18 protein-coding genes and 2 tRNA genes are annotated in these 20,711 nt (G+C 65.4%); 6 read left to right on the forward strand and 14 right to left on the reverse strand.

Annotated features, from left to right (window positions below; all coding sequences use genetic code 11):
• Window positions 1-25 precede the first annotated feature (25 nt).
• The 7 genes from B5X78_RS06945 to B5X78_RS06975 all read right to left on the reverse strand — a co-directional run bounded on the left by B5X78_RS06945 (window position 26) and on the right by B5X78_RS06975 (window position 11,954).
• Window positions 26-1,090: an alpha/beta hydrolase gene (locus B5X78_RS06945; RefSeq protein WP_229730842.1), complete on the reverse strand. Its 1,065-nt coding sequence runs from the start codon at window positions 1,088-1,090 to the stop codon at window positions 26-28.
• A gap of 14 nt (window positions 1,091-1,104) precedes the next feature.
• On the reverse strand, window positions 1,105-3,153 hold the full coding sequence (locus B5X78_RS06950) for a hypothetical protein (RefSeq protein WP_079723698.1): 2,049 nt from the start codon (window positions 3,151-3,153) through the stop codon (window positions 1,105-1,107).
• Window positions 3,154-3,167: 14 nt separating this feature from the next.
• A complete protein-coding gene (locus B5X78_RS06955) occupies window positions 3,168-4,418 on the reverse strand; it encodes an MFS transporter (RefSeq protein WP_229730844.1) in 1,251 nt (416 codons plus the stop codon).
• 125 nt (window positions 4,419-4,543) lie between these two features.
• Window positions 4,544-7,081 carry a TonB-dependent receptor gene (locus B5X78_RS06960; protein WP_079723699.1) on the reverse strand — a complete coding sequence of 846 codons (2,538 nt, stop codon included), beginning with the start codon at window positions 7,079-7,081 and terminating at the stop codon, window positions 4,544-4,546.
• Between the two features lie 68 nt (window positions 7,082-7,149).
• Window positions 7,150-10,164 (reverse strand): beta-phosphoglucomutase, encoded by a 3,015-nt coding sequence (pgmB, locus tag B5X78_RS06965; RefSeq protein ID WP_176140792.1) that lies wholly within the window; start codon window positions 10,162-10,164, stop codon window positions 7,150-7,152.
• A 247-nt stretch (window positions 10,165-10,411) separates the two neighbouring features.
• Window positions 10,412-11,500, reverse strand: coding sequence for a LacI family DNA-binding transcriptional regulator (locus tag B5X78_RS06970; RefSeq protein WP_308933134.1), 1,089 nt, complete (start codon window positions 11,498-11,500; stop codon window positions 10,412-10,414).
• Window positions 11,501-11,504: 4 nt separating this feature from the next.
• Window positions 11,505-11,954 (reverse strand): DUF1801 domain-containing protein, encoded by a 450-nt coding sequence (locus B5X78_RS06975; RefSeq protein WP_079723702.1) that lies wholly within the window; start codon window positions 11,952-11,954, stop codon window positions 11,505-11,507.
• A 301-nt stretch (window positions 11,955-12,255) separates the two neighbouring features.
• On the opposite strand from B5X78_RS06975, the gene B5X78_RS06980 reads away from it, so the two are divergent.
• Window positions 12,256-12,894 carry an OmpW/AlkL family protein gene (locus B5X78_RS06980; RefSeq protein ID WP_425478693.1) on the forward strand — a complete coding sequence of 213 codons (639 nt, stop codon included), beginning with the start codon at window positions 12,256-12,258 and terminating at the stop codon, window positions 12,892-12,894.
• A gap of 24 nt (window positions 12,895-12,918) precedes the next feature.
• Here B5X78_RS06980 and B5X78_RS06985 read toward each other — a convergent pair whose 3' ends face one another.
• Window positions 12,919-13,521: a CcdC protein domain-containing protein gene (locus tag B5X78_RS06985; protein ID WP_079723703.1), complete on the reverse strand. Its 603-nt coding sequence runs from the start codon at window positions 13,519-13,521 to the stop codon at window positions 12,919-12,921.
• On the reverse strand, window positions 13,521-14,399 hold the full coding sequence (locus B5X78_RS06990) for a DMT family transporter (protein ID WP_079723704.1): 879 nt from the start codon (window positions 14,397-14,399) through the stop codon (window positions 13,521-13,523). The genes B5X78_RS06985 and B5X78_RS06990 overlap by 1 nt, the downstream gene beginning before the upstream one ends.
• A gap of 107 nt (window positions 14,400-14,506) precedes the next feature.
• Between B5X78_RS06990 and B5X78_RS06995 the strand changes: the two genes are divergently transcribed.
• The gene (locus B5X78_RS06995) at window positions 14,507-14,989 is read left to right on the forward strand and encodes a YajQ family cyclic di-GMP-binding protein (RefSeq protein ID WP_079723705.1); all 483 of its coding nucleotides are present in this window, start codon (window positions 14,507-14,509) and stop codon (window positions 14,987-14,989) included.
• A gap of 34 nt (window positions 14,990-15,023) precedes the next feature.
• Window positions 15,024-15,557: a DUF1415 domain-containing protein gene (locus B5X78_RS07000; RefSeq protein WP_079724461.1), complete on the forward strand. Its 534-nt coding sequence runs from the start codon at window positions 15,024-15,026 to the stop codon at window positions 15,555-15,557.
• 8 nt (window positions 15,558-15,565) lie between these two features.
• Here the strand turns inward: B5X78_RS07000 and B5X78_RS07005 are convergent, their stop codons facing one another.
• The 5 genes from B5X78_RS07005 to B5X78_RS07025 form a co-directional block, all read right to left on the reverse strand.
• Window positions 15,566-16,045 (reverse strand): REP-associated tyrosine transposase, encoded by a 480-nt coding sequence (locus B5X78_RS07005; protein ID WP_139381434.1) that lies wholly within the window; start codon window positions 16,043-16,045, stop codon window positions 15,566-15,568.
• A 111-nt stretch (window positions 16,046-16,156) separates the two neighbouring features.
• Window positions 16,157-16,867, reverse strand: coding sequence for a pseudouridine synthase (locus tag B5X78_RS07010; protein ID WP_079723707.1), 711 nt, complete (start codon window positions 16,865-16,867; stop codon window positions 16,157-16,159).
• Complete coding sequence (locus tag B5X78_RS07015; protein WP_079723708.1) at window positions 16,864-17,919, reverse strand: class I SAM-dependent methyltransferase; 1,056 nt, start codon at window positions 17,917-17,919, stop codon at window positions 16,864-16,866. The genes B5X78_RS07010 and B5X78_RS07015 overlap by 4 nt, the downstream gene beginning before the upstream one ends.
• Before the next feature lie 341 nt (window positions 17,920-18,260).
• Window positions 18,261-18,710 (reverse strand): hypothetical protein, encoded by a 450-nt coding sequence (locus tag B5X78_RS07020; RefSeq protein ID WP_217698643.1) that lies wholly within the window; start codon window positions 18,708-18,710, stop codon window positions 18,261-18,263.
• A gap of 35 nt (window positions 18,711-18,745) precedes the next feature.
• Window positions 18,746-19,054, reverse strand: coding sequence for a hypothetical protein (locus B5X78_RS07025; RefSeq protein WP_079723710.1), 309 nt, complete (start codon window positions 19,052-19,054; stop codon window positions 18,746-18,748).
• A 221-nt stretch (window positions 19,055-19,275) separates the two neighbouring features.
• On the opposite strand from B5X78_RS07025, the gene B5X78_RS07030 reads away from it, so the two are divergent.
• The 3 genes from B5X78_RS07030 (at window position 19,276) to B5X78_RS07035 (ending at window position 20,407) form a co-directional block, all read left to right on the forward strand.
• Window positions 19,276-19,557: a hypothetical protein gene (locus B5X78_RS07030; protein WP_079723711.1), complete on the forward strand. Its 282-nt coding sequence runs from the start codon at window positions 19,276-19,278 to the stop codon at window positions 19,555-19,557.
• A gap of 712 nt (window positions 19,558-20,269) precedes the next feature.
• Window positions 20,270-20,337, forward strand: a tRNA-OTHER gene (locus B5X78_RS18610).
• Between the two features lie 3 nt (window positions 20,338-20,340).
• Window positions 20,341-20,407, forward strand: a tRNA-Ile gene (locus B5X78_RS07035).
• The last annotated feature ends 304 nt before the right edge of the window (window positions 20,408-20,711 follow it).

The raw sequence follows: 20,711 nt of genomic DNA on the forward strand, positions 1-20,711 counted from the left end.
AATTCCAGATCAACGCCGTTGCGATTCAGCGTTGCGCGCGTCCCAGCTGCTGGTCGAAGAATTCGCCGATGCGCGCGTAGGCCTCCTGCGACTCGGGCAGGTCGGGAAACACGAAGAACGCATGCCACAGCCCGTCAAACACGATCAGCCGCGCATCCACGCCGGCGGCCAGCAAACGCCGCTGCGCGGTGGTCAGCGCGCTCAGGGCGAAGTCGCGTCCGCCCGCCAGCAGCAAAGAAGGTGGAAACCGCGCCAGCAGCTCGGGCGACTGCATCGGATAGGCCACGACATCGTCGGCCTTGGCCGTGCTCAGATACGGCAGGCTCGCTCCGCCATCACTGCCCATCGGCGCCTGGCCCACCGCCAGTTGCCCGAGCGTGCCCGAGTCACCGCGGAACAGCAGGCCGGTGCCGCAGAACATGCCGATGGCGCCGGGCGCCGGCAATTTGCGTTGCAGCAGGCGTGCGGTGGCCTGCGCGGTAAGCACGCCGCCGGCCGAACAGCCATAGATGCCGATGTTCTCGGCCCGATAGTGTTTGAGCAGCTCGCGGTAGACGGCTTCCACATCGTCCACCGCCGCCGGATAGGTGTGCTCCGGCGCCAGCCGGTAGTCGACCGTCACCACGCGCATGCCGGCCACCGTCGCAATCGGGATGGCCTCCACCAGTGCGCCGCTGCCGGCGCCCCACATGAAGGCACCGCCGTGCAGGTTGATGAGCACACGCTGGCGTTGCGCCGCTGCAATTCCACCGGCCGGCTCGACGCTGTGCACCGACACGCCCGCCAGCGTCAGTTCGCTGACCTTGGCCGGATAGCGACGCTGCACTTCCTGCAGGCGCGCATCGTTGTAACGCTGGTAGAACTGGCGCTGGTCGGCGATGTCGGTGGGATTGGGCGCCTTGCCGGCGCGGACTTCCGCAAGCAATTCGGCGAACTTCGCTTTGGCGGCGTCGCTGGCGAAGCCGCTGTAGGGCAAATCGGTGGCGGGCATCGCGGTGGTCGCCGTATCCGCCGGCGCTTGTGCTGGCTGCGCGTGCACACCGGCACTGGTCGCCGCCGTGGCCAGGCAGAGCAGCAAACGGGCGCGCAAGCTCGGGCACCTGCTCATGGTGTTGCCTCGGTCTTGATTTCCGGCGGCGGCGACAGCGCCAGAAACACCGTGCTCCACAACTGGGCGGCGTTGGACTCGTCTTCATGCGCGCCCTGTGCGCCAAATGGTTCCACCTGATAGCGCCCATCGCGGTAGGTCCATGACCACAGCTCCGACGTGCGCACCGCATCGGCCGCGTGGATCGCGCGCCACAAGGTGCTCTGCGCGGTCTGCAGTTGCTGGCGCGTCGCGGGCGAAAGGTCCGTGCGTGCCAGCTGTCGCTGCAGGCCCGCGGCCATCACCGCTTGCTGCCAGGCCCAGATGACCGTGCCGTGATACGCGTGGGCGCTGAAGCGCGGCCACACGCCTGCGTCGGCGTAGGCAGGATTGGCCACGACCATGCCGGCATCGGTCATCAGGCCCGCGGGGAACGGCTGCAACAACGCAGCGACGTCAGCGCCGACCTGCGCCGCATCGGGCTGGCCGAACAGCAGGCGAAAGCCCTCGTCCGAATGCAGGATCGGAATCGGCCTGCCTTCGCCATCCAGGGCAATCGCATGGAAGCGCAGCGATTGCGTCGCGGGTGCCGGCGCCGGCACGCCCAGCGAAGCGGCGTAGGTACCGACTTGATGCCGAGCGGTGGCGACACCACGCTCGACCGCAAACAGCCGGCTGGCTTCGCGTTCCCACAGCGCTGCGCGCGCGCCCGCCTCACGCAGCGTCTGCTGTTGCGATGCGCTCAGGTAAGGTTGGAGCAGACCACTGTCGAGCAGCCCGGCCATCGCACGCAGCGAAGCCGGCATCCACACCGCATTGACGTCATACGGATAGCGGCCGCGGCCGATGCCCTCGTTGCTGTCACGCCACTGGCCCGCGTCGCGGCCCGGCTTGAGCGCAATCAAGTGTCTGGCGACCGGTTCGCGGGCGAAGTCGGCGCTGGCGCCGGCCACGAACAGCAGGTTGCGCACCAACGCATCGCCTTGCCGCTCACCGCCCAGACCCGTGGCCAGGAATTGCGCGGCGCGCGCGCGGCCACGTGGGTCTTCGAGCAACCAGGCGGCGGTCACCGGCGGCAACATGAAGTCGTCGTCGACCATCGCGTAGTCGAACACCGGCGTAGCCGAATTACCGCCGTTCTCCTTGCGATGGCGCAGCACGGCGAATTCGCCGATGTCTTCCTCGTGCGCCACTTCACCGCCTGCCGACAGACGCGCCAGCACCGAGCCGAGTCCCGATTCCACCGCCTGCGGTTGCAGCGCCGGCATCAACAGGCGCAGCGACATCAGCGTGTCGCGGCCGAAGTAGGTGTCGAAGCGCCAGGAACCGGCGAGGAATTTTTCGTGATAGCTCAGGAACTGCAGCGCCTGCCGGCTGCGCAGGTCATTGCTTGCCTGGTCATTCAACAGATGCGTCGCCGCAAAAGGCGTCAGTGGCGTTTCGCCGGTCAGCGCATCGATACGCAGGCGAAGCGGCTGGCCCGTCTGCTCGGGTTGCAGCGTCCAGCGATCCCCCTCCTGCCGCCAGCTGCCGTTGAGCGCGGTCACCTCCAGCGCATAACCCGGCGCGCCATCCAGCCGTTGTCGCTGCCAACGCAGACTGCGCCCGTGCAGGCGCGGCGTGGCCGCGGTTTCCGGCGGGTACTTCTGCAGCAACTGGTAGTCGCGCAACACACGCACGCTACCCAGTACCGCGTCACGCACCACCAGGCGAGGGGCATTGACGCTGGCGTCGGCGCGGATACCGCGCCAAGGTTTTCCTTGCAGGGTTTCCACCCGCTCGCTGACGCTGGCCAGATCCCAGTGCAGGGTGGCCGCTGCGTCTTCGAACCACAGTCCTACCCCGCTGTTGCCGGCCGGAAACGCCACCAGCACGCGCGGCTTGTCGCCGGAAGTGAGCAGCAGGTGCGCAGCCGTAGCGCCGTGCTGGTAGAAAGCGTTTTCGGTGCGCCCTTCGCTGATGCGGAACTGCAGCGGCGCCGATTCGCGCGCGGCCAGAGGCAAGGCCAGTGGCAGCCACAAGCCCAGCAGCAACAACAGACGTGACCAGGGCAGGCGTCGATGCATCACAGGCAGTGACCTCAGGATCCGGTGGCGACCGCAGGCGCGGACGCGGATTGGGTGGAACGGTTCAACAGCACCAGCGCCACCAGCAGCAACAGCATCGGCAGCAACAACAAGTAGAAGGCGCGGGAACCATCGAAGTGGGCGAACAGCTGGCCGGTGATGAACGAACCGGTGGTGCCGCCCAACGCGGAGAACACCACGATCAAGCCGGTCATCGCCGCGTGCCGTGCCTTGGGCAGCGCGCTGAGCACCACCGAATTCAAGGTCGGATAGATTGGCGCCATGAACAAGCCAATCAGCGGGAAGACGAACGCGGCCGGCGGCGCGTTCCACCAATGCAGGTCGGCACGCGGCTGCACGTTGGCAGCCATCGGCAAGGCCAGCAGCACCAGCACGCCCATCGCCACCACGCAGGTGGACAGCACCCAGAACCACGGCGCGCGCCGCAGGATCACCCCGCCGCCCAGCCGTCCCAGCGCCAGCGAGCCGGCAAAGATGCCCGCCGCCTGCACGCTCAGGGCCGTGGGCAGGTGGAGGATTTCGCGATTGAAAGTGGGCAGCCAGGTGTTGATGGCCTGCTCCATCAGCACGTACAGGAAGGCGGACGCCAGAAACACCACCACTAGCGGCCGCGCCAGCAGGCGGAACATGTCGGCGAAGGATTCGCCCACCGCATGGCCATCGCGCGCCTGGCTCTCATCCATGCGCGTGACCGCCAGCAATGCGATGACCAGCGCGCACAGCACCGCAATCACCCAGTACACGTTGAGCCAGACCGGATTGCCGGGCTGGTCCGGATCGATGAAGGCGGCAAACAACCAGGCGCTGCCGAGGATGCCGACCATGAACCAGCCTTCGATGGTGCTGGTCAGGCCGGCATGGGCGCGCGGCGTGTCGGTCAGCAGGCCGATGCTGGAATACACCGACACCTTCACCAGCGCGAACGACACGCCCACGGTGACGAACAACAGCTTGGTGGCCCAGAACGACTGCAGCATGGGCATCGCGGTGCAGGCGATGCCCACCAGCGCCAGGCCGAGCATCATCGCGCGGCGGTAGCCCAGCCGCGGCAGGGTGGAAGCGACCAGGAAGGAAGCGATGGCGATCGGCAGATCCTTGAACGCTTCCAGCGTGCTGGCCTGCGCCTTGGTCACGCCAAAGCCCTGGATGACCTGCAGGATGACCGCCCCCACCGAATTCAACAGCATGGCGAAGATCATGTAGGTCAGGATCAGCGCCAGGATCATGCGGCTGCGGCTGGGCATGCAGTCAACGCTCCGAAGTAGGGAAGGAGGATAACGGCAAGCCTGCGCCCGCCGCCGGGCCATCGCCGGGGAGAGGTCGGCGATGGCCCGGATTCTGCATCGGCCCGCACTGCGAGCCGACGCCTTTACCAGCTGTACTTGGCCTGCAGGTTGATTTCGCGACCTTCCAGCGGCCGCGCCAGCAGTACGCCGCCGGCGGTGGTGGCCGAACCGAAGATGCGCGAGTTGCTTTCGGTCAGGCCCAGCTCGTTGGTCACGTTGGTGCCGCGCAGGTTGAACTGCCAGTTGTCGCCCACGTTGGAAGTGATGCCGAAGTCCAGCGTGTGGTACGAACCCAGCTGTTGCAGACCCGACTGATCCTGGGTGTGATCACCCACGTAGGTGTAGGTGATGTACGGCATCAGGTCGCCCCAATCCATCACAAAGCGGTAGCTCGGGGTGAACATGGCGCGGAACTTCGGCTGGCGTTGCAGCTGCTGGCCTTCAATGCTGGCGCAGTTGGGCTGGTCGTTGATGTCGATGTACGGCAGGCAAGCGTCATAGTCGGTGTATTCGCCGTCCAGGTAGTTGGCCACCAGCTGCAGGCGCAGGTTCTCCACCGGCGTCAGCGCGCCGATGAAGTTCACGCCGTACGACTCCGAGCCATAGACGCGCGGATCGCCCACCGGGGTACCGGCGCCGTCGGTCGGCTGGTACAGCAGGCCGCTGAAGACGCGGCGGTAGCCGCTGATATCGGCGTACAGCAGGTCGCTCTGGTACTTGAAGCCCATCTCGTAGTTGCGCACCTTCTGCATCGGCGGGAAGTTCTCGTTGCTGGTGCCGCGGATGCCGTTGTCGAAGTCCAGGAAGTGGCCGCCGGTGTTGACCCGTCCGTACATCGACATGTTGGGGGTGAACGAGTAGTTGGCGCCCGCCGTCCAGGTGGGATGGGTCTTGTCGTAATTGATCTTCTGGAAGGTGCCGTTGCAGACCGGCACGGCATTGTCATACAGGGTGTCCGGGTCACCGTCGAGATCACGATTTTCCAGATTGCAGACGTTGTTGGTGGCGTCCTGGTTCTCGACGCGGCCGGACAGATCGAACAGCCACTTGCCCACCCGCCAGGAGTCGGACAGGTAGAAGGCGATGTTGGTGGCGCTGCCGTACTGCGCGATGTGGAAGCCGCCAAAGTCGCTGAAGCCCTGGGCGTCGGTGCGGTAGATCGTGTTGCCGGCGTCGTCATACGAGACCGTGATGGGCCGGGCGTTGGGCTCGTTGGTCATCAGCATCTGGTTGCCCAGCGACCACTTGTCACTCATCGAGTAGTTGTTGACATACAAGCCCACGGTCAGCGTGTTGCCCTCGAACAGATCCTTGCTCAGGCGGAAGTCGTTGCTGAAGCTCTTCAGGTGCTTGTGGATGGACCACCAGCCCTGCTGGATCACGCTCTGGCTGAGCGGCACCGCGCCGCCGCCCACGTAGGTGGCGGTGGCCGAACCGGCCGGCAACTGGAAGCCGCCCGGGGTGCCTGCCGTATACAGCTGATCTTCCAGCGTGGCCGGGTTGTTGCCCGAGAACAGCGCATTGGTGTCCATGTCGCCTTCGTCGAACAGGAAGCGGTCGCTGATCGACCAGCCATTGTCGAACGAGTAGTCGAAGTTGCCGCCGAGGAAGAACATCTTGGCGCCGCGACCATCGGCGAGGTCGGCGTTCTTGCCGCCGTTGGGATACGAGGGCAGGTAAACGTGCTGGATCGCCTTGCTGTAGTAGGTGTCCTTGAGCGGATCGAAGCCCGGATAGGCGCTGAAGCTGTCGGTGCCGCGCTGGATCAGCGGAATCGGAGTGATGAACTGGTTCTTGTCGTTCAAGTAGCGGGTGTACAGGGTCAGCTTGCCGGCATCGAAGTCATGCGACAGCGTGGCGGTGAGCTGGCCGCCCTTGTCGGCCTTGAACTGCGGATCGCGCACGCCGTCGGACTCGCGCCAGAAGCCGCCGATGCTGCCGTACCAACCCTCGGCCACCTTGAAGCCGGCAAAGCCGTCCAGCCGCCACAGGCCTTCATCGCCGTAGGTCAGGCCGACACTGCCGGTCGGTTCTTCGGTGCCGGTCTTGAGGAAGAAGTTGGCGCTGGCGCCCATCTGGCCATCGGCGAACACCACTGACGGGCCACCCTGCAGGATTTCCACCGACTCCACCGTGTCATCCAGGCGGAACATCGAGGTGGTTTCGAAGAACGACAACGTGGGCATGCCGTACAACGGCGAGCCCATCAACAGGGTTGAGAAATAAGGCGCATCGCCGCCGCCGGGGAAGCCGGCGATTTCGATGTTGGCGCCGGTCTGGCCGCCGGTGGATTCGGGCCACATGCCGGGCGAGATCTTCAACAAGTCAGCCGTGCTCTTGGGATTGGCCTGCTTAATCTGTTCGGCGTTGGCGGTGACGATGTTGAAGCTGGCTTCCAGCTTCTTCACGCCGCCGGCGGTGGCCGTACCGGACACCACCACCGTGTCCAGCGTGGTCGCCTGGTTCTGCCGCGCCTGCGGCTGCGCCGCGGGGGTGGCCTGGGCAGGCGCCGTCTGTTGCGGGGTTGATGGTTCCGGGGCTTGTTGGGCCAAGGCCGCTGGCGCCAGGGCCGCGGCAATCGCTACGGACAAGGCGTAGCGAATCAGGTTGTTCTGTTGCATGTGTTCCCTCCACGTGTGTTCAACAGGTTGACAAGAATCCGCCGCGGCTTCTGACGAGCCGCATGCGGTCACGATGAAACGACGTCTCCCAGCCGCAGCGCGGCAATGTCCGGCAGTACCACGTCGGCCTGCGCCAGCGCGCGCGCATCGCCGATGCCGATCGCGGCCATGCCGGCGGCATGGATTGCGGTGATGCCGGCAGCGGCGTCCTCCACGCCGATGCAGTGCGACGGCGGCACTCCCAATGCCGCCGCCACGTCCAGGAAAATGTCCGGCGCCGGCTTGGCATGCCGGATGGCGCCGGCGTCGGCGATGTAATCGAAGCGATCGACGATGCCCAGCTTGTCCAGCAGCGTGCGCGCATTGCGGCTGGCCGAGGCCAGGCCGATTTTCAAGCCCGCTTGACGCGCATCGGCCAGCACCCGATCGACGCCGGCAAACAAGTCCTTTGGCGACGTCCGCTGGATTGCTTCGACGTAGTAGCTGTTCTTGCGGGTCGCCAGTTCCAGTTGTTCTTCGGCGCTGTAGCTGCGCTCGGCGCGCTCCAGGATGATCCGCAGCGAGGCCAGCCGGTCCACGCCCTTGAGCCGCTCGTTGATGTCGCGGTCGAAGTACACGCCGATCTCGTCGGCCAGCTGCTTCCACGCTTCATAGTGGGTGTGCGCCGTATCGGTGAGCACGCCGTCCAGATCGAAGATCAGCGCGCGCGCGGCGCGTGGGAAGATCGCCCGCACCGCCTCGCGTGGTTCGGCCAGCGGCTGCCAGGCCGAGGCGTCCGCCGACAGGATCAGTTCCTCGCCAACATGCTGGATGGCCAGCTCGGTGCCTTCTTCGAGGTGATAGCGCACGCCTTGCGCGGACACTTCCAGCCGCAGCACGCAACCGCGCCAGCGGATCGCAAAGCCGTAGCCTTGCCAGCTGTCGGGCAGGGTCGGTGCAAAGCCCAGCTGGCCCTGGCGCACGCGCAGACCGGCAAAGCCCTGGCTCAGCCCCAGCCAGCTGCCGGCCATCGCCGCCATGTGCACGCCGTGATCGGTATTGCGATGCAGATCGTCCAGGTCCACGCGCAGGCTGGCGTCGAAGTAGCGCCAGGCTTTGCCCGGGTGACCCACTTCGTTGGCGAGGATGCCGAACACCGGCGCCGACAGTGTGGAATCGTGCGTGGTCACTGCTTCGTAGTAGTCGAAGCTGCGGCGCTTGGCGCGCACATCCACGCCGTCGCCGGCCAGCACCAACGCCATCACTACGTCGGCCTGCTTGCAGATCTGGTGGCGGTACAGGGTGAGCGGATGGAAATCGAGCAGCAGCGGACGATGCTCGCCGACCGGCGCCGGATACGGCCAACGCGGCTTGTCGAGGAACTCATCGTCCTGCGCCAGCACGCCGTAGTCCTGGTCGTACGGCAGGTACATCGCACGCGCGGCGCGATGCCACAGCGCCACTTCTTCGTCGGTCAGCTGCAGGCGTTGCGCCAGCGCGGCCAGCGCCTGCGGATGGCTCTGGCGCAAGCGGTGCCATGCGCGCACGGCGCATTCCAGGTGCCGCTGCGCCATCCGGTTGGTGTAGTAGTTGTTGTTGACCAGGGTGGTGTATTCATCCGGCCCGGTCACTTCGTGGATGCAGAACGCGCCGCCCTTGCGCGCGTTGAAGTGGCCCACCTGCGGCCAGATGCGCGCGGTCTCGAACAGCATTTCCGCGCCGGCGTCCACCAGGAACTCGATATCGTCGCTGGCGTCCAGATACAGGCCGATGCCGTAAGCGACCGCGGCATTGATGTGGTACGCCGCCGAGCCGCTGGGGTAGTGCGCCGAGCATTCGCCGCCATCGATGGTGCGCCAGGGGTACAGCGCTCCCACCGGGTGATTCATTTCGCGCGCATGGGTGCGCGCCGCTTCCAGCGTGCGATAGCGGTAATGCAGCATCGCCCGCGCCACTTCCGGTGCGGTGAATGCCATCACCGGCAGCACGAAGGCCTCGGTATCCCAGAAACAATGGCCTTCATAACCTTCGCCGGTCAGGCCCTTGGCGGCCGTGCCGTCATGGCCATTGCGGCCGGCCGACTGCAGCAGATGGAACAGGTTGAAACGCAGCGCCAGTTCGGCATCGGCGCCGCCCTGCACGGCAATGGCCGCGCGTTGCCAGAACCGTTCCATCGCCGCCGACTGGGTGGCGGCAAAGCCATCAAAGCCGGTTTCGATGGCGCGCGCCAGCAAGCTGTCCAGTTGGTTCGCGCGTGCCGTCAGGTCGGCGTCCTGCACGTAGGCGACGAACTTCTCCAGCTGCACTGACTGGCCCGGACTGAGGTCGGCGCAATAGCGCTGCGAGACCTGCTCATCGCCGGTCTCCACCCCATCGGCACGCAGCCCGTCACCGACGCGATGACGCTGGCCGGCGCTGAGTTCGAAGCCGCGATGGGGCGCGCGTTGCGACAGCCACAGCAGGTCGTCATGGCCACCGCAGCCCAGCGTCTGCAGACCTTCGCCGCCGCCCGCGCCAATCCGCGGATCGTCGCCTTGCGCCACCGCGCGCGCGCCGGCTTCAAGCGATGACACCAGCGTGATCGGGCCGCTGTAGTCGATGGAGGTCAGACGAAAACGAATGGCCAGCAGCGCATGTTCGGAAAACGGCACCACGCGCTCGGCCTGGATTTCCACCGTATGGCCGGCCGGCGTGGTCAGGCGCAGGCGCCGATGCAGCAAACCGTGGCGCAGGTCCAGCGCGCGCTCGAACGCCAGCCACTGGCTGGCATCCGGATCCAGCCGCTCGCGTCCCAGCCAGACGCGGATGCGCTTGCCTTCGGCCACCGGCACGCGGGTGTCGGTGCTGCGCGCAAAACCGGCCAGGCGCTCGTGGTAGTGGATCGGGCTCTGCTCGAACGCCGCGGCCAGGAAGCTGCCATCGCTGGGACTGTCCTGCTCTTCGAAGGCGCCGCGCACGCCGAGGCCGCCATTGGCCAGGGCGAACAGGGTTTCATCGCGCGCCCGGCGATCGGCGTCATAGGCCGTCTGACTGAGCTGCCAAGAGGAATCCGTATGCGGCCGGTCGCCGCCACGGCCCGCGCCGTTGTCCTGCCAATCCGCCACGCCGGCCTGCTCCTGTCCTGTGCCCGTAGGCGTCGGCGGCAAACTAGGAAGCGGATGTTATCGATGTCAAGTTATCGATAACAGCCGGCCTCGGCCTGGCGGGAGCCAGGCCTGCGAGGGGCTTGTTCAAAGTTAAACATTCGTTTCCCGGACAAGCACTTGCAGGCGCAAAGCGGGCTGGAGGAGGCCCCCCGCCCGGGTCGGCACAGCGGCCGGATTCACGCTGCGCCGCAGCAGTGTTTTGCGCTCAGGTGGCGCGCACGACCAGATGGGTCGGCAGGGTCTCGGAGGCGGTGGCCTGGCCGTCGATCAGCTCGCGGATCTTGCGCGCCAGCAGGACCCCGGCGTCGACAAAATTCTGGTGCACCGAACTCAGCGGCGGCACATAGGTGGCCCCTAGCGGGGTGTCGTCATAGCCGATCACCGAGACATCGTCAGGCACCCGCCGGCCGCGCTCGATCAAGGCGCGGATGGCGCCGATGGCCAGCAGATCGCTGGCTGCAAACAGCGCGTCGACCTGCGGATGTTTCTGCAACAGCGCATGCACGACTTCGGCGCCGGCATTGACGGTGAAGCCTTCCACCGCCGGCACGATCGGCTCGATGCCGTACTTGCGCAGCGTGCTTGCGAAGCCTTCCAGACGCTCGGCGAACTCGCCGTGCGCGGGATCGCCGAGGAACACCGGCCGACTGCGACCCAGCGCGATGAAGCGATCCGCCGCCAGCGATCCGCCGCGGCGATTGTCGCTGCCCACCACCACCTGCGATTCGTGCCGGCTCACCGCGCCCCACACCACCATCGGCCGGCCCCAACGCTGGACCGCATGCATGGCGTCTTCGTTGGCGCCCTGGCCCAGCAGGATCACGCCGTCGGCCGCCTGCACGTTGGGCAGGGCGCCGCCCTGCAACGACGTCAGCAGCACGCTGTAGCCGGTGGTGGTCAGTTCCTGGGTGATGCCGCCCAGCAGATCCAGCGGATACGGCCCGGACATCTGCCGCTCCAGGGTGGGCTTCATCTCCACCACCACCGCCACGGTCATGCTGCGGCGCAGGCGCAGGTTGCGCGCACTGACATTGAAGGCGTAGCCGTATTCCTGTGCGACCGCGCGCACGCGCTCGCGGGTTTCGGCATTGACCAGCGGACTCTCGCGCAAGGCACGCGAGACGGTGATCGCCGAGACGCCCGCGATCTTGGCCAGATCGGCCATGGTCGGATTCTCGCCGGGCGTCAGCGGTGCGGCCGAGGCAGCACGGCCGGCGGCCGAAGTCGACCTGCCCTGCCGCGTGCTCGCGCCACGCGTGTTGCCGCTGCCGGTTCGGGGAGGTCGGGGACTCATGCCTTCAGTGTCTCACGCGACTGGCCTGGTAGTGGGCGATGTGCGCGTCGACCGGCGTGGCCGCAATCACCTGGCCCACCACCGCGTCCAGCAGATCCGCCCGTTGCTTGAAGCGCAGGCAGCTCTTGCCGAAATCCAGCTTGCGTCCGGCCTCGGCGTAGGCATTGCGCAGGAGCTGTTCGGTCTGCGAATCCGCATCCACGCAGCTCAGGTACAGGGCGTAGTAGTTCTTCTGCGCCGCGAGGGCGGCAAAGGCCAACGGCTGGCCGTTGTAGGTGTCGGGCAGACGCGCCAGCGGCACCTCCCAACTGATCATTCCCCAGCGGATGGCTTCCTGGTAACCGGCGGGCAGGTGCTGGTTGACCAGCGCGCGCACCGAGGCAATCACCTCGCGCCTGTCCGCGGGTAACTCCGCCAGGTATTGCTCCACCGTGGTCGCCTTGCTCTGGACCATGATCCGCTCCCGCGCGTTTCGCGGTGGACACCTTAGGGCATCACGGTGTCGCGCGCCACCTGCGCCGTTCCACCCGCAGGCTGTACCAGCAGTTCATCGATGCCCACGTCGTATCACGACCTTGCATGCGGGCAACACGCTGTAGACGCGCTTGCTGTCGCGAGTCGTGAACGCAATGTCGAATTGGACGACGTTGTGTTTGATTCATTTCGTGTACGTGTCCGCGTTCATTCGTTGAACGCTACCTTGCGCACGCCCCGCAGAAACGGGGCAGGAAATACTTACAACGAGGAGATCTCGAATGAACAAGATGCGCCCTTTGATGCTTGCCCTTTCGCTGACGGCCATCGCGCCGGCGGCTTTTGCCCAGGATGCCAATGACACTGCCAACACCGATGCCAAGCGTTTCGCGGTGGTGGGCGGCTATGCCGTGCAGAAGGTGGATTCCAACCCCGTCGACAACAGCAGCATGAATCTGGATGGCGGCTCGGCTGCCACGTTGAGTGCCAGCTGGTACGCCACGCCCAACATGGCGGTGGAACTGTGGGGTGCGGCTGACAAGTTCGAGCAGCGCGTGCGCACCGACGCCGGCAAGCAGGGCAACATCGACGCCCAGCCGCTGGCCTTGAGCGCGCAGTATCACTTCCTGCAGTCCAATGCCCCGATCCGTCCGTTCGTGGGCCTGGGCTACTACGAGACCAACTACAGCGGTGGCAACAACGTGCGCAATGATCTCGGCCAGCACATCGGTTTCGAGAACGGCAAGGGTGCGATGGGCACGGTGGGTGTGGACTTCAACATCAGCCCGTCCTGGTTCGCGCGTGCCGATGCCCGCTACATGCACGGCAAGAGCGACGTGACCTTTGACGGCCAGAGCAGCGGCGAAGAAGCCAAGCTCAATCCGTGGGTCGTGGGCGTGGGATTGGGCGCACGCTTCTAAGCGTCCCGTTCCACAAGTGACAGCTCAGACGAAGGGTCCGCGAGGGCCCTTCGTTTTTGTTGTCGCCTTGTCGGTGAACGGCTTGCTGCTGAAGGGGGGCGCCAGCCGACGCAGCCGGCGCCGCAGGCCCCACTGATAGGAAAGCGCGTACCCCAGCAACAGGCCTGCCACTGCGACCAGGCCCGCATGCCAATCGCCCGTCAAGTGCTGGCCCGACCACCACGCCGAGCCCTGGCGGAAAATCTGCACCACGCTCACCAGCAGTCGCCCGGCTACCAGCAACGTCAGCGACAGCACCAGCCAGACATTCGGCGTGTAATACAGCCCGTCAACGGCGCGCTCATAGCGGGTGAGCCACAGCGCGACGATGCCCAGCGCCACCCCGGCCAGCCAACCCAGGCCCGCCTGCATCAGGTTGTGCGGAAACCACCACTGCATCAGTGCACTGACCAGCAGGAACACCGCGCTGGCGCCCAGCAGGAACCACGCATTGAACGACACCAGCCAGGGCCAGGCCCGGCGCCGCGCGCGGCCGTAGCGGAAGCGCTGCACCAGCGACACCGGCAGCAGGATCACCGCCAGCAGCAGGATCAGGAGCAATGCCAGGGGAATGATCAGGAACGGCATCAGGGATGTTCTGCTTCCACATGCACGCGCTCACGGCGCAACAGGTAGATGCCACTGGCGACAATGATCGCCGCACCTGCCCAAGTCATGCCGTCGGGCAATACGCCCCACAGGCTCACATCCAGTAGCACGCCCCAGATCAACGCGGTGTATTCCAGCGGCGCAATCAGCGAGGCTTCGCCACGGCGGAAGGCTTCGGTCAGCGCGACCTGCGCCAGCGACCCCGCCAGGCCGACGCCGGCGATGATGGCGATGTCCTCGCCGCGCAGCGGCTGCCAGCTCGGCCACGCCAGCACTGACGCGCCCAGCGACAGCAGCAGCATGAACCACACCACCATCGCCTGGGTGCTGTCGCGCTGCGACAGCAGGCGCACCACGATGGCGCCGGCGGCATAACAGATCGCCGCCACCAGCACCGCCAGGCCACCGAGGGTCAACATGCCCTGCCCGGTCGGGCGCAGGATCACCAGCACGCCGATCAGGCCGATGACGATCGCCAGCCAGCGGCCGGGGCCGACCTTTTCCTTGAGGATGGGGCCGGCCATCGCCGTCACCAGCAAGGGCGCGACAAAGGTGATGGCATAGGCCGTGGACAGCGGCATCCCGCGCAGTCCGTAGACAAAGCCGGCCATCATCGCCACGCCCAGCGCCCCGCGCAGGAACTGCAACGGCCAGTGCACACGCAGCAGGCTGCGCCAGGGCGCGGTCATGCCGGCCCACAGCAGCACGAATGGCAATGACGACAAACCGCGCAGCGCCGCCACCTGCAGCGGCGGATAGCGGGTGGACAGCAGCTTGAGCCCGGCGTCCATCAGTGCGAACAACAGCACCGCCAGCAGCATCATGACGGCGGCGAAAGAGGGATGGCGGCTGGGCATGCGCCATGGTACCTGTCGCCCACGGGCGCATGTCGCCTGCACCCTGCACACGCGCCGGCCAGCCGCAGCAATTAGAATAGGCCGCACCCCGCACTACGGAATTCCCCATGCCCTCCTTCGACGTCGTTTCCGAAGTCAACGCCCACGAGCTGACCAATGCCGTGGACCAGGCCAACCGCGAACTCTCCAACCGCTTCGATTTCAAGGGCGTGGATGCCAAGTTCGTGCTCGAAGACAAGGTCATCACCCAGACCGCACCCAGCGATTTCCAGGTCCAGCAGATGACCGACATCCTGCGCGCCCGCCTGATCGCCCGCGGCATCGACGTGCGCTGCCTGGAGTTTGGCGATATCGAAACCAACCTGGCCCAGGCCAAGCAGAAGGTGACGGTAAAGCAGGGCATCGAGCAGAAGCTGGCCAAGAAGATTGCCGCGTCCATCAAGGACGCCAAGATCAAGGTCGAAACCCAGATCAACGGCGACAAGCTGCGCGTGACCAGCAAGAAGCGCGACGATCTGCAGGACGTCATCGCCCTGCTCAAGAAAAGCGACTTCGAACTGCCGCTGCAGTACGACAACTTCCGTGACTGAGTCCGGCCCCGACGTCGCTGGCGCGTCCGGCGACCTGCACGATCCCGTGGCCGACACCCGCCGCTGGATCGAACGCGCGGTGATTGGCCTGAATCTGTGCCCGTTCGCCAAGGCGGTATACGTGAAGGAGCAAGTCCGCTTCGTCCTCAGCGACGCCAGCACCTCCGAAGCCCTGCTTGAGCAACTGGTGGAAGAACTGGTGCTGCTGCGCGACACCGACCCGGAGCAGATCGACACCACCTTGATCATCCACCCGGATGTGCTGACCGATTTCCTGGACTACAACGACTTCCTCGACAATGCCGACGCCGCAGTAGAGGCGCTGGACCTGCAAGGCATCCTGCAGGTGGCCAGCTTCCATCCGGATTACCAGTTTGCCGGCGCCGCGGCCGACGACATCGGCCACTACACCAACCGTTCACCCTACCCCACCCTGCATCTGCTGCGCGAAGACAGTGTCGAGCGCGCGGTGGCGGCGTTCCCGGATCCAGACGTGATCGTGGAGCGCAACCTGCAGACGCTCGAACGCCTGGGCCATGCCGGCTGGCGGGCGTTGTTCGAACACTGAGCGGGGTTTCACAGCCATTCGGCATTCCAATACGGATAGTCACCTGCCTGCGCCACGATGCCGGCACGGACCGGCTGCGCCATCACGCTGCGCGCCGTCCGTAGCAGCTCGTGCTCGGTCTTCAACTGGCGATCTTCGAAACCGGTCTCCCAGATGCGCCCCAGGCCCGGGCGCTCGCGGCGCAAGCCCCGCGTGGTGTGGGTCTTGATGCGCTGGACCAGAATGGCCAGGTCATCGAAGTGCGCCACCCGGATCAGCCCATGCCAGCTCGTGGGCATCAACATCCAGCCCAGCAACCGCGAGCGATACCACAGACGCGGATCCACGATGCACCGGCAGACCGTGGAGGCGGTGAGGTAGTCACAGAACAAGCTGCGCTTGCCTGCCGTGGAAAAGCTGACCAGATAGACCTGGCCTTCCACCGCGTAGCGGCCCATGTAAAGCGGCGCGTACTCGCGCCCACTGCAATCGTGTACTGAAGGGTTCATGCCGACAGGATGCGCTGCCGGCCTGGGCGCGGATATCAGGCGACTCCGCGCGTGGATGTAGGAAAGTTCCGTATGCCGGTGGCTGGCTCAATCGCGCAACGTCGGCGCCACTCAGCTGATGTCGGTGCGGAACAGCAGCTGCTGATCCGCATTGTTCAACGCGCGCCATTGACCGGACGGCAAATCGCCCAGCGCGATCCCGCCCATCCGGCTGCGATGCAGGGTGTTCACGTGATTGCCGACGGCGGCGAACATCCTTCGCACCTGGTGATAGCGACCTTCGATCAGGGTGATGCGGGCATGGCGCGCATCGACAATCTCCAGCCCGGCCGGGGCCAGCGGCGTGGTTTCCGATTCCAGCATCAGCGTGCCGCTGGCGAACAGTGCCACCTCGTCGCCGCGCAGGTCATGGGCCAGCTCGGCTTCGTAGATTTTGGGCAGCTGTGCGCGCGGCGAGATGATCCGGTGCAGCAAGCCACCGTCATCGGTCATCAGCAGCAGGCCGGAGGTATCGCGATCCAGCCGGCCGACGCTGGACAACACCGGCGAACGCAGCCGATAACGCGGCGGCAACAGATCGTAGATGAGCCGGCCGATGTCCTTGGTGGAGCAGGTGTAGCCAGTCGGCTTGTTGAGCATCAGCAGCAGGCCGGGCGCGGCGTCCAGCGGTTCGCCATCAACTCGGATGTTGTCGTGGTCCACCGGATCGTCGGCGTACAGCACCTCGCCTTCGGCATCGGTCACGCGACCTTCGCGGAACATCATCGCCACCTGCTTGCGGCTGCCGTAACCCAGGTTGGCCAGGTGCTTGACGATTTTCATCGGCGTGCGCTCTTCACCGCTTCGACAACCTTGAAACCTTCGCGCGCGGCCACTTCGCGCACGCTGGCGAAGCGACCATCCAGCACGTGCTCGTAAGGCAGGTGGCGGTTGGCGACCAGCCACAAGCGGCCACCGGGCTTCAGGGCTTCCGCCGCCACGCGGATGAACTGCTGGCCGATATCCGGGCGATCACCGCGGCCCTGTGCGTGGAAGGGCGGGTTGGTGATGATCACGTCGTAGCGCGCGCTGATGCCGGCGCAGACGTCGTGCCAATGGAACGTCACGGGCACGCGGGCGTCTTCCAGATTGATGCGCGCCAAGGCCAGCGCACGCGCCTCGGCTTCGTAGGCATCCAGGCGGGTGATGCCCGGGCAGCGCGTGAGCAGCTCGCGCGACAGGTAGCCATAGCCGGCGCCGAGATCCGCCGCCTCGCCTTTCAGGTCCGTGGGCAGGTGCTCGACCAGCAGCGCCGAGGCCGCATCCACGCGATCCCAGGCGAATACACCGGGTCGGCTGAGGTACTGCCCACCCAGGATGCGACGCGGCGCATCCAGCGCCTGCCACTTCGCCAGGCGGTCCGCATCCACCGGATTCGCCCCGCGCGTGGTCCAGAACACCCGGCAATGGAATTTGGTGAGGCTGCCGCTCAGTCCGGCCAACCCAGCCAGATCCTGCTCGCAGCTCTTGGCGCCCTCGTTATTGGGCACGCTGCAGACCAGCGTGCCGCCCGCTTCCAGCACGGCGTAGGCGCGCGCCATCAGCGCGCGAGCTTCCTCGCGCTGGCGCGGCGGCAGCAACAAGACTAGAGACGCGGAGTTGGCCAGCGATGCCTCATCCACGCCATCGGAGACGCGCAGGCCGGCGCGCTGCAGGGCCTCGGCCTCGGGCTTGAAACTCTGCTCGCAGGTCAGCGGGGCGAGCGGGAACTGCCGCAGCGCCGCGCCGTCACGTGCGCGCAGGAAGTGGATGCCGGCAGCAGGCCAAGCCAGATCGCCGCGCTTGAAGGGCAGCAGCAGGGCGTCGAGGGCGGGGTCGTGGTGGGGGGTGGACATCGGGGTGGTACCGGAGGCGGGTGGGGATTCTACCGTTCCCTGCGTGCCCGCGCCCTTTGGAAACTTTCAGGGCTCAGCGCATGGGTTACGCAATGCGCGGATCAGTGAGTACCAACAGGACATACATCGCAACCAATGCACAGCCGAACGAGATGAGGTACGAGGCTGCTTTCCTCAGCGAGGGCGGCCCGAACCCAAACCAAATCTCCCGGCCGAAAATAATGAGTCACGGATTAACGTCTCCGTTTGCAAGGCCCGCGCCTTCGAGATGTAAGCCGCGCATCAGCAGCATCCTGCTTTGGTTGACTCCCGGTCGGTGCCCCTGCGCATTCCTTCTCATTCTACTGGCCCTTGCTTGCATGCACCGCGTCCAGAATCTTGTCGGTCTCGGCGTCGCTGACCTCATGGAAGTCGTGCACATCGACCAGGACCACCAAATTCTCGCCGGGACGAACGTCGACCCGCCCTTCAAGCGCGAACATCCCGCTGTACTTGGAGGGCGTCATGAACATGGCGCGATTGAATGCCGTCATGCGCGCAGCGGCTTCACTTCCCTCTCCAGGGTTATCAATGCTTGAAAAGTAGAACACCGGCCGTATGCACTGCGAGGACAGCGCCATCACTCCGTGATGCAAGGTGCCGTACACGTGAAGATCCTTGACCGGGACGCCGAGACTGGGCGAGCCGGATAGCACTGCCTTGCAGTAGGCATCCTCCGAACGGCTGCCGGAGCACGTCGTGCATGCCAGGAGAGCGCATCCACCCGAAACCAACCTCATGGCGATCTTCATAGCCATCCGGAACCCTCACGTGCGTGCGATGCGAGTCAGTCGATGTATTTTTCAAGCACCAGAGTCCCGCGCACCCTCACGCCATCACCGAACCGCATGGGCGTTCGCGCCTTGAACGTGGCTCTGGCTTCCACGTCGTTCAAGAATGCAACTCCGACCTGACTCTCGCCGCCGGGACTTATCACCTGCTGACTCGACGTCGTCAGGACGAATCCAAACCAAAGCTCTTCATCAGGAGCTTTCGCCATCAGCCGATGCTCTATACGCACTTCACGCCCCGGCTCCCCGGCGGAATCCGTGCGATCCAAGGTGAGCGTTCCGATTGCCTGTGTAGTGATGCCCATCGACTCCCCTCGCTCTGCTCCAACACAACCAACAATGAAGCGCCTGAAGAATCACCCACGATATAGGTGCATTTCCAGCCAACAGGTTCTAGGTTTTCCTGCAGGGCATCTCACCCCGCAGCGCCCCGCTCCATTCCCCAGCTGCAGGGCAAAAGCGCGGACCGTCTGAGCTAGCACCTCAAACGGCCCGCTAACCACAACCAGTAAGCAAGGTACCAATCATGGCTAGCCTCCATCCTACAAGCACCACGCCTCAGCCATCCACCGACGGCAACTTCCACTTCCTCCCGCCCTTCCCTCCGGCGCCCACTCCCGGCAAGGAGTCGCCGCGCGACAAACTCTGGACCGTGCAGGAAACGCTGCACCTGCTCTACCTGCTGACCCTCGCCCGCGACGATGACCCGATCATCGCGCCCGAACAGTGGAGTGGCTGCCTGCACCTGCTCAGCAGCCAGCTGGCCGAGGCACTCAAGGAGGGGGGCGAAGATCTTGTGCCCGCCTGATACCGCACGTCGAAACCCGGCATCGCATGCCGGGTTTCAAAACCCGGTGGCACTGTTTCTTCTGCCTCAAAATCTTTGTAAAAAAGTTGTTGCATCCTGAAAACAACCCGCGTATCGTGCGCGGCCTTCGGACCTTGTTCCGCATTTTTTCGAGTCAACGAATTCCAATGAACCGCCCCGCCACCCACGCCAATCTGCTTGCCCTGCGGCCAACCCGCGGCGCGGATCTGCGCGCGTGTGATGCGCGCTTCGAAAGCAAGCGGTACCCCCACTAACGGTCGATTCTCCCTGGGAGATCGGCCACCCCGATCTCCCGAGGCAACGCGAACGCCCTCGGGTCGCAAGTCCCGGGGGCGTTTTGTTTCTGGCGTTCGCACAAGGATGCTCATGCATCGACCAGGTTTTGTCTCTTTCAATTCGAAGACCTCCATTCTTCGCCCAGGAGCATCCGGGTAGCGCTGGCGCGCGCCCGTTGCGGGGGCGCGACTGCAACCGGCGCATGTGCGCTGCGTGGTGATGCTCCAACGCGGGCGGCGCACGGAAAGGGAACAACGAACAAGGCGCCTTGCGCCTGACGACATTGCGGATTGGCGACAGTCCGCAATCGGGGATGCTTTTGGAACACGTCACAGCGGTATGGGGTGCAACCCATCTGGTGCGCGCGGCTTTGCCGTGGCGTATGCCGAGGCGTGGAAAGCAAGCATCTCCACCACGACGAGCGCCCACTGGAGAGGGCACCGCTTCGGCGGCATAAGGTCGGTTCGATTCCGGCTCGTCGCTTTGGATAGCTCAATTGGGTAGAGCATCGGTCTAATCAACCGAAGGTTGCGGGTTCGATTCCCGCTCTGAAACATGACCTTTCACGTCATGAACTGTCGGGACGCAAGTCCCAACACCGGAAACGCCCGGTGCACTGCACATCGATTCGCCAGGAAGGGCGGCGAGGTGCAACGCAGCGGCCACGTGTGCCGGACGCGCGCCCTGACGAAGGCCTGCGTCGGTTGCGCTCATGCAGGGAACGCATGACGCCGCCGACTGACTCGCCTTCGCCAGCGCCGATTTCCCGCCTCGTGGCTGTCCACGGGCGTTTCCACCTTCTTCTTATCGCAGGTCGCGGCAACCGTTCCGCCACGACCTGTGCAAATCCAAGGGAA

Origin of the sequence: Pseudoxanthomonas indica, from assembly GCF_900167565.1 — a bacterium.
Lineage (GTDB): Bacteria > Pseudomonadota > Gammaproteobacteria > Xanthomonadales > Xanthomonadaceae > Pseudoxanthomonas_A > Pseudoxanthomonas_A indica.